Source organism: Janthinobacterium algoris (genome assembly GCF_051380935.1).
Taxonomy (GTDB): domain Bacteria; phylum Pseudomonadota; class Gammaproteobacteria; order Burkholderiales; family Burkholderiaceae_D; genus Janthinobacterium.
In genome coordinates, this window is record NZ_JBNYXZ010000005.1 from 114,325 (window position 1) to 129,195 (window position 14,871).

Sequence of the window (14,871 nt, forward strand, 5' to 3'; positions counted from 1 at the left end):
ACGGTTTTGACAAGCTGGTAATCAAGCCGTCATATTCCAAGGCTACCATGATGATATTGCCTGTTTGTCAGTCGCCTTGCCGTCGCGACAACAAGGGTCCGATCGTCATGTAAAGGTAACCGCTGTGGAGTTCAACGCTTCTCGATTGCATCTTCCCCGTTATCGCACCTCCGTGGCGTTTGATCTGTGCATACCCACGGAATCTGTGCAGGCCGACGCCAGCAATTTCGCCGTGCTGGAACTGTTCACGGAACGGCGCGACATGATGAGTTTGCCCGTCACGGAGCGGCAAAAGCCCATCGGCTTGATCAGCCGCAACATCTTCATGTCGCAGATGTCCAAGCCCTTTTATCACGAGGTGTACGGCAAGAAGAGCTGCATCGCCTTCATGGACAAGGAACCGCTGATCGTCGACGGTGCCATGAGCATCGAGGACCTCACCTTCCGCGCCGTGGAAGCGGGCGAAAAGGCGCTGGCCGACGGCTTCATCATCACCGAGGATGGCGCGCTGGCCGGCGTGGGCTTCGGCTTGCAGTTGATGAACGTGGTGGCCACCATGCAGGCGGAAAAGAACCGACAAATCATGCACAGCATCGACTACGCCAGCGTGATCCAGCGCGCCCTGCTGCGCACCTCCGATGCGGAACTGCGCGCCACCCTGCCCGACGCCCACCTGGAGTGGCAGCCGCGCGACGTGGTCGGCGGCGATTTTTACTTCTTCGAGCGCCACGCGGGCGGCTGGTTCGCCGCCATCGCCGATTGCACGGGCCACGGCGTACCGGGCGCCTTCATGACCTTGATCGCCTCATCGGCCCTGAGCCAGGCCTTGCGCGAACTGGGGCCGCGCGACCCGGCCGCCCTGATCGGCGCCGTCAGCCGCGCCATCAAGACCTTGCTGGGCCAGGACGGCGCCGGCAGCGGCAACGGCCACGCGGGTTCGAACGACGGCATGGATTGCGCCTTCCTGTGCCATGACGAGGCCAGCGCCAGCCTGCGTTTCGCAGGCGCGAAACTGGCGCTGCACGTGGTCGCACCGGGCGAAGAGGCCGTGCGCGCCATCGATGGCGCGCGCATGGGCGTGGGCTATGTCGATACGCCGGCCGACTACTGCTGGCACAACGAGACGCTAGCCATCCCCGCCGGCAGCCTGTTATTCATCAGCACCGACGGCTTGCTCGACCAGATCGGTGGCGCGCGCGACATTGCCTATGGCAAGCGACGCATGCGCGAGCAGTTGCTGGCGCAGCGCGACTCTCCCGCCGGCGACGTGGCGGCGGCGCTGCTGCAGGACAGCGCCGCCTGGCAGGGAGCGCAGCCGCGCCGCGACGACCTGACCTTTTTCTGTTTCCGCGTGTAGTTTTGGCGCCACCGAGCCACCTTATCAACAAGAAACCGGGTCACCGGCTAGCCAGGAGCACGAACGTGCTGTACGAAGAATTCAACGAGTTTTGGGATGTGGCGCGCAAGCGCAACATCATCTTTTTTTACGTGGGCTATTTCTCGCAGCACGTGGTGAGCGCCATTTCCGAAACCATCAAGGCGCGCCTCGACACGGCCGGCGCAGCGGGGCCCACGCGACGGCGCATCTTTTCCTCGTTCATCGAGATGTCGCAAAACATCATGCATTATTCCGCCGACAGCCTGACGCCCGATGCGCAGCTGGACCAGCAAATGCGGCGCGGCTCGTTTTGCATCGGCACGCGCGGCGACAGCTTTTTCCTGCTGTGCGCCAACCCTGTCTCGACCGACAACGTGGCGCAGATCCGCGCCCGCCTGGAGCCGCTGCATAGCATGACGATGGAAGAAATCCGCCTCGCCTATAAAAAGGCACTACGCGAGGAAACGCCGGCCGACAGCAAGGGCGCTGGCCTGGGTTTCCTCACCATGGCGCGCGACGCCAGCGAGCCGCTGGAATTCGAATTCGTCCAGGATCCCCAGGAGCCGGGCCACACCATCTTCTGCATCAAAGCCATCATTTGAAAGAGCCGACTCAGGAAAGCATATGCAATTACCGTCACCACTGTTCATCGCCGCGACCCCCAGTTCGCCCGAAATCGACTTCCGTTTCGAGCAGCACACCCTGTCGATCAAGGGCGAATCGTATCCGGAAAACGCGGCCGCCTTCTATGGCCCGCTGATCGCCGCCGTGCGCACGTACCTGGACGGCTGCCGCGAGAGCGCCATCACCGTCAACGTCTCGCTGGCCTACTTCAACAGCTCCAGCACGAAAATGCTGTTTACCCTGTTCGACACCCTGAACCAGGCGGCCGTGGAAGGCAACCAGGTGCGCCTGAACTGGTATCACGACGAGGATGACGACACCATCCTGGAATTCGGCCAGGAGCTGCAGCAGGACTTTATCGCGCTCGATTTCCGCGACCATCCGGTGCAGGGCAGCTAAGGCATGCGCGCCGCCATCTCCGAGTCCAGCCTCGAACCCGACCTGTTCACCGTGGAAGCGGCGGCGCTGGCTGCCGCGCGCCGCATGCACGCCGACGTCCAGGCCAGCGGCGAGGCGCAGCGCCGCGTGTTCGGTGAACTGATCGTTCACTACGAACGGCTGATGCGTGAGACGCGGCGCCTGATCGGCCGCAGCGACCGCGCCGAGCGCGACATGCATTTGCTGAATCGCCAACTGCAAACCCTGGCCGGCCAGCTCGAGTACCGCGCCACGCACGATCCGCTGACGGGTGCCCTGAACCGCGGCGCCGTGATCGACCATGCCTCGCGCTGCCTGGCGCAGGGCGACATGGCCCTGATTGTGCTCGACATCGATCTGTTCAAGCAAGTCAACGACGATTTCGGCCACCCGGCCGGCGACGGCGTGATCCAGGCCGTGGTCGACTGCCTGAAGGGACTGCTGGGACAAGAAACGGCCATCGGCCGGGTCGGCGGTGAAGAGTTTTCCGTGGTCTGGCCCACCTCCTCGCGCGACGACGCGGCGACGGTGGCGCAGCGCATCTGCGAGAGCGTCGGCCGCCAGCGCCATGCGGCGCCCATCACGCGTCCCATCACCGTCAGCGTGGGCCTGAGCTGGAACCGCGCCGGCACCGCCTTCGAGACGGCCTACAGCCATGCCGACCAGGCCCTGTACCAGGCCAAGCGCGAAGGACGCAACTGTGTGCGCCAGTGGCTGGAAAGCTGAATCAATGCATTGAATCAGCGCAGCTGTTCGCGCGCCATGCTGCCGTCACGGCGCATGGCGGCTGCCGCGCGCTGCATGGCCGCCACCTGCGCCTCGGGCACCTTGAGGTTACAGGCCAGGTAAGTCTGCACGCGATTGAAGGTCAGCAGCGGCACCACCTTGCCCTCCCACTCCTTGCCGGCAAACGGCTTGCTGCCCACCGCCATGCCCACGGCCCATAGATCGATGCGCCCGAGCAGCAGTTTTTGCGGATTGAGCCACTCCTGCGTCACGGGCGCCACGCTCAGGCCGCGCTGGCGCAGGTAGTCGTCGCGCGCGTCGCCCAGCACCGTGCCGATCACCAGGCCGCGCGCATCGGCTAGCGTGCGCAGCGTCAGATGCCGCTCGGCCAGGCCATACAATATCCACTCCGCTTCGTTGAGCGGGCCGATCCAGCGAAATTGTGCTTCGCGCTCTTGCGTGCGGCTGGTGGAAAAGATGCAGGTGTCGGCTTCGCGCAGCGCCTGCGCATACGCGCGCTTCCATGGCAGCAATTCGATACTGTAGGCAATACCGGCGCGCGCCATAATCTCGCGCACCTTCCTGGTTTCGCGTCCCACGACGACGTTGCCTTCCATCATGCTCGATGGCGACAAGTGCTCTCCAACGATGCGCAGACTTGTCGCCGCGGCCAGCGCCGGCATCAGCAGCGCCACTGCCAGCAGCCATGCCATGCTTGCTTGTTTCATGCTTGCTTTCATCTGCTACAGGGGTTTCAAGCCGATGTTACCATCGGCCCGCTGTTACGTCAGAAGAGAAACTTGAATCGCCCCTCATTGGTATCAAAAACTCAGGATTTTCATCCAGTACTTTTCGTCTCATAGCCTCTTGAATAGCCGCTAGATCAAGCATCTTGTCATAAACTTATTTCAATATACGCGTGAATGGCCTTGTTGCGAGCAAGCCTCATATAGGTCTGCACTCCAGGCTACGGATTGACGTCTGCCGAATGCTCCGACTGATTGCGCACTTCAAGAATAATCGTCATGAGGTCTGTGTTCCCATCAGCCACCGTCAAAAATCTGGCTTGCTGCCGATGGTTGTTGAAGCTATTCCCCGCAAGGAGCAAGCCGAGGAACTGATCTGAATTATCTTAATTGCAGTCGAGGCTGATCGCTCAGACAAGTTTTACCATCAGATCCACCAGCATGCGCGCAGGAGCGCTCAGGCTCGCCTGAGCGCGGTGTACCAATCCAATATCCCGATGGAAGGTGTGTGCCCCGAGATCGATGACGCGAATTGCAGGCGGCCAACGCCGATGGGCAGCAGTTTGTGGCAGCAAGGCAACGCCAACGCGATTGGCCACGAGCTTGATGATCGCATCGAGTTCGTCCACTTCACACACTTCGCGCAAAGGCAGATGCATTTTCCGCAGGAAACGATCGACTTGGCGCCCGCCGAACGAGGCACGGTCATAACGAACAAAAGGCTGCTGCGACAATAACTCCACCCAGTCATCACCGGGCACGTCGCGTGGCACGATCAAACGGAACGGTTCGCGCGCCAGCGTGGTCCAGCGCAAGTCGCTCTGCAGTGCGAAAGGTGGGCGAATGATGACCGCCATGTCGATCTCGCCCGCGTCTACCATATTCAACAACTCCATTGACAAGCCAGGTAAAACGCGCGTGCGGCAATCGGGCAATCGCTGGTGCAGCGCGGCCAAGGCGTCCGGCAGGAAGGAACGCTGTACTGACGCGATCGCGCCCATGGTCACTTTGGCGGCCGGCGCACCGGCGCTTGCGGAGCCCAGGTTGTCGTACAGGCGTAACAACTCCTGGGTCTGCTCCAGTATCTGATGCCCCATCTTGTTGAGCCGAGCGGAGCGCCCCGCGCGGTCGAACAAGGATAAGCCCAGTTCCGCCTGCAGACGCTGCATCTGTGCGCTGACCGCCGCTTGCGTCAAGCCGATCTTGTCGCCGGCAGCCGCAAACGTGCCCTCGCGCGCGACCGAGACCAGGGTTTTGAGTTCTCGTATCATTCATCAATCCTATTTGTGTTTATGGAAAAAATATATTGATTATTTTTTTCATTGCAAGATTCTACAATACTTGAGTGGCGTCATTGACTTTCTCAAATATTGCCGAACCACGCCATACATCAAACACTAATAGGAGATTTCCGCATGAGTCTTTCACCTTTTCACCTTGCTATTCCGGTCTATGACTTGCCGGCGGCACGCCGTTTTTACAGCGATGTTTTTGGCCTTGAAGAAGGACGTTCAAGCGTGCAATGGGTCGACTACAACTTCTTTGGCCATCAACTGGTGATCCATGAACACCCCAAGACGGCCTCGCAGGAACACGTGCATTCGAACCCCGTCGATGGGCATGACGTGCCGGTGCCGCACTTCGGTGTCGTGCTGGGCTGGAACGAATGGGAAACCCTGGCCGAGCGCCTGAAAACCTTCGGCACGAAGTTCGTCATCGAACCTTACATCCGCTTCAAGGGCCAGGTCGGCGAGCAGGCCACCATGTTCCTGTTTGATCCGTGCGGTAACGCCCTGGAGTTCAAGGCCTTCCAGAACATCGACCAGCTGTTCGCCAAGTAATACCGGTGGCACGGGTCTCGCCCCGTGTCCAATTGCCATACAATAAAACGGGGACAGGCATGAAACGGATTTCTTTGGTTGTACAAATCGCCATCGGACTGGCGCTGGGCATACTGGTCGGCTGGTATTTCAACACGCATCCCTTGCACCAGGACTGGATGAGCTCGCAAGTGCTCAAGCCTCTGGGCGATATCTTTATCAAGATGATGAAGATGGTGGTGGTGCCGCTGGTGTTCTGCTGCATGGTGCTTGGCATTGCCGGCGGCGACAACAAATCGTTCAGCCGCATGGGCATGAAGTCAATCGGCTACTTTTTCGCCATCACCAGCCTGGCCATCGTCGTCGGTCTGCTGCTGGCCAACCTGTTCCAGCCTGGCACGGGTACCGATATTTCCTCCATGGTCCATGGCGCCACGACGATGAAGATGGAGCCGCCCAAAGGCGCGCTGGTGATCCTTCAGAACATCGTCCCGGAGAATATTTTCGTCGCGCTGGCGGAAGGCAAATTGCTATCCATCCTGTTCTTTGCTGTGCTGTTCGGCCTGTCCCTCAATTCCCTGCCGCAGGCCAGGAGCGCACCGGTGGTGGCAGTGCTGCAAGGCATACTCGACACCATGTTCAAGGTGGTGCGCATCGTCATGGCCTACGCGCCAATCGGCGTATTCGGCATGATAGGGGCCACCGTCTGCAGTTTCGGCTTCGCGTCGCTGTTGCCGCTGTTAAAGCTGATCGGCGTGGTTTACCTGGCGCTGCTGCTGTTCGCGCTGGTGGTGCTGGGCGGCATCTGTTACCTGATCGGCGAAAACATCTTCAAGTTGATACGCTATTTCAGGGATGAATTGCTACTGGCCTTTTCCAGCGCGGCCTCGGCCGCCGTGATGCCACAGCTGATGGAAAAACTGGAAGCCTATGGCGTGCCACGGCGCATCGTCAGCTTCGTGGTGCCGGTCGGCTACGCTTTCAACCTGGACGGCGCGGCGATTTTCCTCGGCGTGGCGACCATCTTTATCGCGCAACTATATGGCATCGACCTGTCGGTGACACAACAAGCAATGCTGGTGATCACCATGGTGCTGACGTCGAAAGGGGCAGCTGGCGTGCCGGGCTTTGCCATCATCATTTTGTCCGCCACGCTAGCCTCGGCCGGACTGCCGCTGGAAGGCGTGGCCCTGATCGCCGGGATTTTCAGGATTATCGACAGTGGCACGACGACCCTCAATGTACTCGGCAATGCCGTCGCGCCGCTGGTCATCGCGCGCTGGGAAAAAGAGGCTTTACTAACGCAACATTCCTTGGCGGGAATGGCCCGCCCTTGAGACGAAAAAAGCTTGCGGACGCGTCAGCGCCGCAAGCCGTCCTGGCTTCAGCTAAGTTCGAGCCTTGCCAGATAGGACTGTAAGCTCTGATGCCCGCCAACGATCAACGCATGTATCGCCGCCGTTTGCTGCTGCTGCGGATCCGGCTCGCGCAGATCGAAGGTGGCTTTCCAGGCGATCAGCGTCGTCGCCTGGTCGCTCACTGGCGTCAGGCGGATGGTAGCGACATAGTTGTCCACCGGCAGTGGCGATTCTTCGAAGCGGTACGACAGCCTGCGCTCGCTGTCATCAACCGACAGCAGTCTTTCGCGCAGGATGGCACCGTTCTCCAGCGTCAGGTGGCGCATGCAACCGACCATGCCATCCGGCAGATCGCCTTCGATGCGACTGAGCGTGATGGCCGGGTGCCAGGTACTGATCTGGCCAAATTGTTTTAGCACACGCCAGACATCGTCTGCCGCATGCTCGACCAGGGCGCAATATTCGACTGTTGCCATGATGGCCTCCTGTCTCAGGTAAATGTTCAGGCTGCGAACTGGTGGTAGACCTTGGCGATGACTTTCCATCCTTCGGGCAGTTTGATCAGGGTCAGGTAGTCGTTGTAGTCAGCCCCGATGGCGTCTTTTTCCATATCCACGCGCACCACGGCGGTAGTTGGCGTGATGGCCAGCACGTCGAGGCGTGTAGTGATGTCCGGCGCCTTGCCATTGGTCTTGACGAAATCGAACAGCTTGCTGATCGGGCCGCCCAGCAGTTCGCCATTGGTAAAGCCGTACATCACGGCATCCTGGTGGAAGGCTTGTGCAACGCCTTCGATACTGCCCGCGCGCAAGCCGTCGACATATTGTTGTGCAACAGCGATGACGGCAGCGTATTGGCTGGTGGCTACTGCCTTGATATTGTTGTTCATGATGGTTCCTTGTTAGTCAATAGAAAAGATGATTCAGGGTGCGACATGCGTGTGATAGATCTTGCTCACCACGGTCCACTTGCCTGCCACTTTCAGCAGGTTGAAGAAGTCGGTAAAGCAGAAGCCGGAAATATCATTGGTATCGATGCGGGCGCTAGCGGCCGAGCCGACGATGTCGATGCGGGCAATCACTGCCCGCGCCTCTGGCGACGGACGAAATGCCGTGTCGATGGTATCGAACAAGCCCTGGATGGCACCGCCCGTCAATTGATCGTCTGCAGTGACGCCGAAGATGGTGGCCTGCTCGCTGAACGCGGGCTTCATGATGCTGCTGTTGGCCTGTTTACCACCTTCGTTGTACTGATTGAGCACATCGACGATGGCGCTGTATTCCTGCACATAGCTTGGTTGGGACATGGATTGCTCCTTAGTGATGAATGAATGGCCGGCGCTGCCAGGGCATGTACCGGCATAGATCTGTAGCAATCGCTACGGAATAAGTGTATTATATAGTGATTGCTACAGATCGTGTCAATCGATTCGATTCAGCTGTGCCTGCAGGATTGCCGGGGCACCCACTATCACCGAAGGCCAGCGCAAGCGGGCCACTGCTCAGCGACCTTAACTGGTCGAGACAAGGAAAACACATGAAAGATAATGCCAGCCGTACCGATTTATTTTCGCCCGTCAACATGGGCGCCATCGAACTTGCCAACCGTATCGTGATGGCGCCAGTCACGCGCAGCCGCTATAGCGAGGAGGGCATCCCAGAAGAAATGCATGCGCTGTACTATGCCCAGCGCGCTAGCGCCGGCCTGATCGTGGCCGAGGCAACCAATATCTCGCCGCAGGGACGCGGCTATGCCGCCACGCCCGGTATCTGGAGCGACGCGCAGGTGGCAGGCTGGAAAAAGGTCACCGATGCCGTGCATGCGGCCGGCGGCAAGATCGTCAGCCAGTTATGGCACGTGGGCCGCTTTTCAAACGTTGCTCTGCAGCCTGATGGCGCCTCTCCCGTGGCTCCATCAGCCATCCAGGCTGAAGGCAACACCTACACCGCCGAGGGTTTCGTGCCGGTATCGATGCCGCGCGCGCTGGACACCTCCGAGATCCCGGGCATCATCGAGCAGTACAGGATTGCCGCGCGCAACGCAAAACGTGCCGGCTTCGATGGCGTCGAGGTGCATTCGGCGAACAGCTATCTACTGGATCAGTTCCTTCGCGACTCCACCAATCACCGGACTGACGCCTATGGCGGTTGCATCGAAAACCGCGCCCGCCTGACGCTGGAAGTGACGGCTGCAATCGTCGAGATATGGGGTAGCGAGCGTGTCGGCATCCGCCTGTCTCCGGTCACGCCCGATGCAGGCAACACGCCGCCGGACAGCAATGTGATGGCCATGTACGGCCACCTGATCCGTGAGCTGAACCGCTTTAACCTGGCGTATCTGCATTTTGTCGAAGGCGCGACCGCAACCTCGCGCGAGGTGCCGGATGGTATCGACCTCGATGCATTGAGCGCGCAATTCCAAGGCCCATTCATCGGCAACAACAACTACGACCTGGAAATGGCGGTACAGCGCCGCGCGGCAGGCAAGATCGACGCCGTTGCCTTCGGGCGCTGGTTCATTTCGAATCCCGACCTGGTGCACCGCCTGCAGTCCGGCATCGAGCTGGTGATCGCGCCACGCGAGTCCTACTACGGCGGCGGCGCCAAGGGTTACACCGACTGGCCAACGGCCGCCAACTGATTCGCCAGCAATTTATCGCCATTTAGTGCCCGGCGGGTGCCGGGCATGCAACCGAAAAGGAAACATCATGAGTCATCTTCACAACAAAACTGCCATCATTACCGGCGCATCGTCGGGCATCGGTGCGGCATCGGCGCGCGCGCTGGCCGCGCATGGCGCGAAAGTCGTACTGGCGGCGCGCGACCAGGTAGGCCTGGACGCCATCGTCGCTGAATTGACGGCGGCCGGCGGGCAAGCGATCGGCATCGTGTGCGATGTCACCAAGCCGGCCGAGATGAAGGCCCTGGCGCAATCGGCGCACGACCATTTCGGGGCCGTCGATATTCTCGTCAACAACGCCGGCCTGATGCTTTTTTCCAACTGGACCGACCTGGCTGTCGACGACTGGGAAAAGATGATCAATGTTAACGTCAAGGGCTATCTGAACGCGATCGCCGCCGTGCTGCCATTCATGCTGGCGCAAAAATCCGGACAGATCCTGAACATGGATTCGGTCGCCGGCCACCAGGTAGGCCCTGCGGCGGGCGTCTACAGCGCCACGAAATTTTTTGTGCAGGCGATGACGGAATCGATGCGCAAGGAGCTTGGCGTCCAGCATGGCATTCGCGTCAACACCGTCAGCCCCGGCGTGATCAACACGGGGTGGGCCGACAAGGTTACCGATCCGGCGGGCCGCAAGGCGGCGCAAGAACTCAATAAGATTGCGATTGCACCGGAAGATATCGGCCGCGCGGTAGTCTACGCGCTGGACCAGCCGGCCAATGTGACCGTCAACGACCTGATCATCTCGCCGACCCGCCAGGACTGGTAAGCTTCCCCACGGCACGCCAGGCCGCCCGGGCGAACGCCCCGGCGGCCTGTTTGCATTGCCGTTGCCGGGCGATGGCCGGTATACTCGGCAACGAGCAGTTTTATGTGCAGCAGATTTGAAAAGAGGCGGTAATCCTGATGTCCAGCATTGAAAATCTTCCATCGACCACCAGAATCAAGGGCCGGCCGCGTGGCTTTGACCGCGCCGAGGCCTTGGTGCGGGCACTCGATGTGTTCTGGCGGCGTGGCTACGAACCGGCCTCGCTGGCCGAGTTGTGCTCGACCATGGGCATCAATCCGCCCAGTTTGTATGCCGCCTTCGGCAACAAGGCCAAATTATTTCTCGAAGCCGTCGATTTTTATGAGCGTACCTACTGGGATGCGCCGTGGGCGCGCATGGCCGATGAGCCGGACGTCCATCGCGCAATTGATCGGTTCTTCAAGGAATCTGGCGAGATATTGCTCTCACCACAGGTACCCTGCGGTTGCCTGGTGGTGCTGGCCGCCATCAATGTGTCGGCGGAGTCGGTCGAGGTCTTCGATGCTGTGAAAGCCTTGCGGCAAGAAGGTATCGCACACTTCAGCAAGCGGCTAAAAAAAGGCATCAGGGACGGCCAGTTGCCCGCCAGGACCGATGTCAAATCGCTGGCGGCCGTCCTCAACACTTTATTGGAAGGTATGTCGATTCATGTGCGCGATGGCGTGACGTTAAGCGAAATGACAAAGCTTGCTGCGTACGCGGTAAGGCTTCTTCCAACAAAGGCTCTTACTTGAGCGCTACGCAGCATGAACGACTTGTCGGTTACTACCAGGCCCATCGTTCAACACCAATGCCGCGCTTAGGGCGCGACGTGGGTATGAAATATCTTGCTGACGATGGTCCACTTGCCATCGACCTTGAGCAGATGGAAAAAGTCGCTGAACGAGAAACCCGAGACATCGTTGGAGTCGACGCGCGCACTGGCAGCGGTGCCGACGATATCGATTTTGACGATCACGCTTTGCGCTTCAGGTGATGGGCGAAATGGCGGGTTGTCGATAGCCTTAAACAGTTCCTGGATGGAGCCGCCAGTCAGCTTGCCCTTGGCATCGACGCTGAATATGGTGGCTTTTTCACTGAAGGCTGGCTTCATGACCGTGCTGCTGGCCTGTTTGCAGCCGTCTATGTATTTGTTCAGTACCTCCGTGATGGCTTGATAGTCCTGCACGTAGGTGGGTTTGTTGATGGCCTTGCTACTGGCAACTTGCTGGCCGCCTTGCAGGTCTGCGGCTTGAGCAGTGGCGCCCATGCCAGAAATGATTGCAGCGAACAACAAGGTCTTGAAGAGGGTTTTTTTCATTTAGTCACTCGTGATAATGGTTGCAACTGCTGATGAAGGCAGCAGATTTGAAGGGAGGCCTGATCTGCTATGCATGCTCATCGCGGACTGAACAATGCACACCGGAAGTTCAGGGTGCGATGTGCGTGTGGAATATTTTGCTCACTACCGTCCACTTGCCTTCAACTTTCAGCAAGTGGAAGAAGTCGGTAAAGCAGAAACCAGAAACATCGTTCGTGTCGATGCGCGCACTGGCGGCGGTGCCGACGATGTCGACTCTGACGATTGCCCCCTGAGCTTCAGGCGATGGATGGAAAGCGGTGTCGATGCCGTCGAACAGATTTTGAATACCTCCGCCAGTCAGCTTGCCTTCGGCATCAACGCTGAACATCGTTGCCTGTTCATTGAAGGCCGGTTTCATGATGCTGCTATCGGCTTGCTTGCAGCCTTCGTTGTACTTGTTCAGTACTTCGACGATGGCCTGGTAGTCCTGCACATAGGTCGGTTTGCTCATTTTTTTACTCCTGGTTGTTAATACTAAAAAACCGGCCGCCCTGGCCGGCATGGGGTTCAATCCTTGCGGGTAGAAGCGGTAGCAGCCGGTGCCGGGGACCATGCACCCAACTGTGCCAGCTTGCTGGCACGGTGGTCGAGCCACCAGCCGGCCTGGACATTCCAGTTGGCATAGGCTGCGTCCGGGTTAGCCGCTCCCAGCGCCTGCTGTGCATGCAGGGGGAAGTGCGGATCGCGCAGCGCCGCATGGCCCAGTGCGACCAGGTCGGCCTGGCCGGAAGCGATGACGGCTTCGGCCTGCGCCGGATCAACGATAATGCCGACGGCCATGGTGCCAATATTGGCTTCGCGGCGGATCTGCGCGGCGAACGGCACCTGGAAGCCATAGCCGTTCGGGTATTCATAGACGCCGAAACCGCCGGACGAGCAATCGATGACGTCAACACCGACCGCCTTCAGCGCTTCGGCCAGGGCGACGCTGTCGTCAATGGTCCAGCCACTGCTGCTGCCATCGACCGCCGACAGGCGCACGAACAGTGGCTTGTCCTGCGGCCAGACCGCGCGCACTTCACGGGCGATTGCCAAAGGCAGGCGGATGCGGTTCTCGAAGCTGCCGCCGTATTCATCCGTGCGATCATTGGTCAGCGGTGAGAGGAAAGCGTTGAGCAGAAAGCCGTGCGCATAGTGCAGCTCGAGTACATCGAAGCCTGCCTCCAGCGCACGGCGGGCGGCAGCAACAAAATCATCACGGACCTTGGCGATGCCGTTAGCATCGAGGGCTGTGGGCAACAGCCAGCCGTCGGCCACCGGACGCGCGCTGGGCGACACCACTTCCCAAGGGATCTCACCGCGCGCCGCGTCCATTTCGTTCAAGGGGCCGTTGCCGTCAAAGGCGCGCTGGATGCTCGCTTTCGGCCCCGCATGGCCTATCTGGATGCCAGGCGTGGCACCATAGGCCTTGGCAAAGGCGGCGATGCGCGCCAGGCCGATAATGTGCGCGTCATCCCACAGGCCCAGGTCGCCATGCGTGATGCGTCCTTCGGGCGAGACGGCGGTCGCCTCGACCATCAGCAGGCCGAAGCCGCCAAGAGCGAAACGTCCGTAGTGGATGGTGTGGTAATCACTGGCCAGGCCGTCTTTCGCCGTGTACTGGCACATCGGACTGAGGGCATAGCGATTGCGCAGGGTGACACCACGCAATGTCAGGGGTTCAAAGATTTTGTTCATGCTTCTTTTCTCGAAAGATGGCTGGCGTAGCCGGAATGATTTGCTTGATGTGATCAGTATGCAGATCAGCGATAATGACGTAAATAGTCATAGGTGGAGATACAGTATGAGCAAAAAAGTCATAATAGAAGCTCCGGCCAGCACTGAGGATGCAGGGCGCGCACTCCCTTCACCGCCGTTGCACCTTCCAGGTTTGCTGACCTTCGAGGCTGCCGCCAGGCATTTGAACTTCGCTCGCGCTGCCGCAGAAATAGGCGTCACGCCGACTGCGGTATCACGCACGATCAAAAACGTGGAAGCCCAACTGAATGTGCGTCTGTTCAATCGCACCACACGTAGTGTCAGTCTGACCGAAGCTGGCGCGTCATTGAACGCGGCATTGTCGCCTGCACTTGCCTTGATCAGAAACTCCTTGTCACTAGCTTTGCTCACGACTGATCAACCGTCGGGCATGTTGCGCGTCAGTTCATCCTACGTTGCCTACCGTATCTTGATCGAGCCCCACATGGCGTCGTTCCTGGAACAGTTCCCCTTGATTAATGTCGAGATATCACTCGATAATCAACTGAGCGATATCGTCAGCACCGGTTTTGATATCGGCATACGCATGGGGAGGAAACTGCAAAATGACATGATTTCTGTACAACTGGGAGCAGTACAAAAAAGAATTGTGGTAGCAGCGCCCGATTATTTCCGCGAGCGCAGTGAGCCACAAACGATGGCTGAACTGCTCAAGCACAACTGCCTGCGCCAGCGCTATTGCGTGGGGGGCAGATTGTATGACTGGAAGTTCGAAGATCGCGGTCAGATGGTGCAAATCGATGTTCAAGGGCGCTTTATTTTTGACGAAATGCGATCCGTGCTCGACGCTGCAATACAAGGCCAGGGCATCGCTTTCATCCTGGAAGATTTTGCGAAGCAGGAATTAGCCAAGGGCATGCTGCGACAGATACTGAGTCAGCACTGGGCATTGGATGACGCTTTTCATCTCTACTATCCCCATCGCGAGCACATGCCCGGAAAGCTGCGTGCATTCGTTGATTTCATGCGCGATGCCAATCAAACGAAACGTCTTGATTTGATGGCTACTATTGCAGTGTGAATCTGCGGCAACGTAGCAACAAGCCAACGCCGGGAGAGCGCAATGAGAGCGCAATGAGAGCGACATCAGGGAGAGGGGTCGACGGAAAAGTAACTGGCGGAAAACAGTAGGAGTCGAACCTACGGGAGAACGTCTGACGCCCTCCACCGGGTTTGAAGCCCGGCCACATCACCGGATGAGTGTGCTTTCCG

18 protein-coding genes and 1 tRNA gene are annotated in these 14,871 nt (G+C 59.1%); 10 read left to right on the plus strand and 9 right to left on the minus strand.

The features are described 5' to 3' along the window. Nucleotides 1–145 precede the first annotated feature (145 nt). The 4 genes from ACQ4W7_RS09190 (at nucleotide 146) to ACQ4W7_RS09205 (ending at nucleotide 3,145) form a co-directional block, all read left to right on the plus strand. Nucleotides 146–1,357, plus strand: a complete 1,212-nt coding sequence (locus ACQ4W7_RS09190; protein WP_426070444.1) for a SpoIIE family protein phosphatase — start codon at nucleotides 146–148, stop codon at nucleotides 1,355–1,357. Nucleotides 1,358–1,422: 65 nt separating this feature from the next. After that, nucleotides 1,423–1,980 carry a SiaB family protein kinase gene (locus ACQ4W7_RS09195; RefSeq protein ID WP_426070445.1) on the plus strand — a complete coding sequence of 186 codons (558 nt, stop codon included), beginning with the start codon at nucleotides 1,423–1,425 and terminating at the stop codon, nucleotides 1,978–1,980. Between the two features lie 22 nt (nucleotides 1,981–2,002). After that, complete coding sequence (locus ACQ4W7_RS09200) at nucleotides 2,003–2,401, plus strand: DUF1987 domain-containing protein (RefSeq protein WP_426070446.1); 399 nt, start codon at nucleotides 2,003–2,005, stop codon at nucleotides 2,399–2,401. A 3-nt stretch (nucleotides 2,402–2,404) separates the two neighbouring features. Further along, nucleotides 2,405–3,145 carry a GGDEF domain-containing protein gene (locus tag ACQ4W7_RS09205; protein ID WP_426070447.1) on the plus strand — a complete coding sequence of 247 codons (741 nt, stop codon included), beginning with the start codon at nucleotides 2,405–2,407 and terminating at the stop codon, nucleotides 3,143–3,145. Between the two features lie 14 nt (nucleotides 3,146–3,159). Here the strand turns inward: ACQ4W7_RS09205 and ACQ4W7_RS09210 are convergent, their stop codons facing one another. After that, a complete protein-coding gene (locus ACQ4W7_RS09210; protein WP_426070448.1) occupies nucleotides 3,160–3,873 on the minus strand; it encodes a substrate-binding periplasmic protein in 714 nt (237 codons plus the stop codon). A gap of 428 nt (nucleotides 3,874–4,301) precedes the next feature. Beyond that, complete coding sequence (locus tag ACQ4W7_RS09215; RefSeq protein WP_436529983.1) at nucleotides 4,302–5,162, minus strand: LysR family transcriptional regulator; 861 nt, start codon at nucleotides 5,160–5,162, stop codon at nucleotides 4,302–4,304. A 144-nt stretch (nucleotides 5,163–5,306) separates the two neighbouring features. Between ACQ4W7_RS09215 and ACQ4W7_RS09220 the strand changes: the two genes are divergently transcribed. Beyond that, nucleotides 5,307–5,732, plus strand: a complete 426-nt coding sequence (locus tag ACQ4W7_RS09220) for a VOC family protein (RefSeq protein WP_436529985.1) — start codon at nucleotides 5,307–5,309, stop codon at nucleotides 5,730–5,732. Between the two features lie 59 nt (nucleotides 5,733–5,791). After that, the gene (locus tag ACQ4W7_RS09225) at nucleotides 5,792–7,048 is read left to right on the plus strand and encodes a cation:dicarboxylate symporter family transporter (RefSeq protein ID WP_436529987.1); all 1,257 of its coding nucleotides are present in this window, start codon (nucleotides 5,792–5,794) and stop codon (nucleotides 7,046–7,048) included. Nucleotides 7,049–7,095: 47 nt separating this feature from the next. On the opposite strand, the gene ACQ4W7_RS09230 is transcribed toward ACQ4W7_RS09225, so the two are convergent. The 3 genes from ACQ4W7_RS09230 to ACQ4W7_RS09240 are packed head-to-tail and all read right to left on the minus strand — an operon-like array spanning nucleotide 7,096 to nucleotide 8,375. Next, nucleotides 7,096–7,545, minus strand: a complete 450-nt coding sequence (locus ACQ4W7_RS09230; RefSeq protein WP_426070452.1) for an SRPBCC family protein — start codon at nucleotides 7,543–7,545, stop codon at nucleotides 7,096–7,098. A gap of 26 nt (nucleotides 7,546–7,571) precedes the next feature. After that, nucleotides 7,572–7,958 carry a nuclear transport factor 2 family protein gene (locus tag ACQ4W7_RS09235; RefSeq protein WP_436529989.1) on the minus strand — a complete coding sequence of 129 codons (387 nt, stop codon included), beginning with the start codon at nucleotides 7,956–7,958 and terminating at the stop codon, nucleotides 7,572–7,574. A 33-nt stretch (nucleotides 7,959–7,991) separates the two neighbouring features. Next, nucleotides 7,992–8,375 carry a nuclear transport factor 2 family protein gene (locus ACQ4W7_RS09240; RefSeq protein WP_426070454.1) on the minus strand — a complete coding sequence of 128 codons (384 nt, stop codon included), beginning with the start codon at nucleotides 8,373–8,375 and terminating at the stop codon, nucleotides 7,992–7,994. A 230-nt stretch (nucleotides 8,376–8,605) separates the two neighbouring features. Between ACQ4W7_RS09240 and ACQ4W7_RS09245 the strand changes: the two genes are divergently transcribed. The 3 genes from ACQ4W7_RS09245 to ACQ4W7_RS09255 all read left to right on the plus strand — a co-directional run bounded on the left by ACQ4W7_RS09245 (nucleotide 8,606) and on the right by ACQ4W7_RS09255 (nucleotide 11,293). Next, the gene (locus ACQ4W7_RS09245) at nucleotides 8,606–9,709 is read left to right on the plus strand and encodes an alkene reductase (protein ID WP_426070455.1); all 1,104 of its coding nucleotides are present in this window, start codon (nucleotides 8,606–8,608) and stop codon (nucleotides 9,707–9,709) included. A gap of 67 nt (nucleotides 9,710–9,776) precedes the next feature. Next, complete coding sequence (locus ACQ4W7_RS09250) at nucleotides 9,777–10,520, plus strand: SDR family oxidoreductase (protein WP_436529992.1); 744 nt, start codon at nucleotides 9,777–9,779, stop codon at nucleotides 10,518–10,520. Nucleotides 10,521–10,657: 137 nt separating this feature from the next. Then, nucleotides 10,658–11,293 (plus strand): TetR/AcrR family transcriptional regulator, encoded by a 636-nt coding sequence (locus tag ACQ4W7_RS09255; protein WP_426070457.1) that lies wholly within the window; start codon nucleotides 10,658–10,660, stop codon nucleotides 11,291–11,293. A gap of 65 nt (nucleotides 11,294–11,358) precedes the next feature. Here the strand turns inward: ACQ4W7_RS09255 and ACQ4W7_RS09260 are convergent, their stop codons facing one another. The 3 genes from ACQ4W7_RS09260 to ACQ4W7_RS09270 all read right to left on the minus strand — a co-directional run bounded on the left by ACQ4W7_RS09260 (nucleotide 11,359) and on the right by ACQ4W7_RS09270 (nucleotide 13,578). Then, nucleotides 11,359–11,859 (minus strand): nuclear transport factor 2 family protein, encoded by a 501-nt coding sequence (locus tag ACQ4W7_RS09260; RefSeq protein ID WP_426070458.1) that lies wholly within the window; start codon nucleotides 11,857–11,859, stop codon nucleotides 11,359–11,361. Nucleotides 11,860–11,968: 109 nt separating this feature from the next. After that, a complete protein-coding gene (locus ACQ4W7_RS09265) occupies nucleotides 11,969–12,352 on the minus strand; it encodes a nuclear transport factor 2 family protein (protein ID WP_426070459.1) in 384 nt (127 codons plus the stop codon). 56 nt (nucleotides 12,353–12,408) lie between these two features. After that, the gene (locus tag ACQ4W7_RS09270) at nucleotides 12,409–13,578 is read right to left on the minus strand and encodes an NADH:flavin oxidoreductase/NADH oxidase (RefSeq protein ID WP_436529995.1); all 1,170 of its coding nucleotides are present in this window, start codon (nucleotides 13,576–13,578) and stop codon (nucleotides 12,409–12,411) included. A 106-nt stretch (nucleotides 13,579–13,684) separates the two neighbouring features. Here ACQ4W7_RS09270 and ACQ4W7_RS09275 point away from each other — a divergent pair, with 106 nt between their 5' ends. Beyond that, nucleotides 13,685–14,680, plus strand: coding sequence for a LysR family transcriptional regulator (locus tag ACQ4W7_RS09275; RefSeq protein ID WP_436529997.1), 996 nt, complete (start codon nucleotides 13,685–13,687; stop codon nucleotides 14,678–14,680). Between the two features lie 94 nt (nucleotides 14,681–14,774). Here the strand turns inward: ACQ4W7_RS09275 and ACQ4W7_RS09280 are convergent. Next, nucleotides 14,775–14,870, minus strand: a tRNA-Sec gene (locus tag ACQ4W7_RS09280). Nucleotide 14,871: the final 1 nt, after the last annotated feature.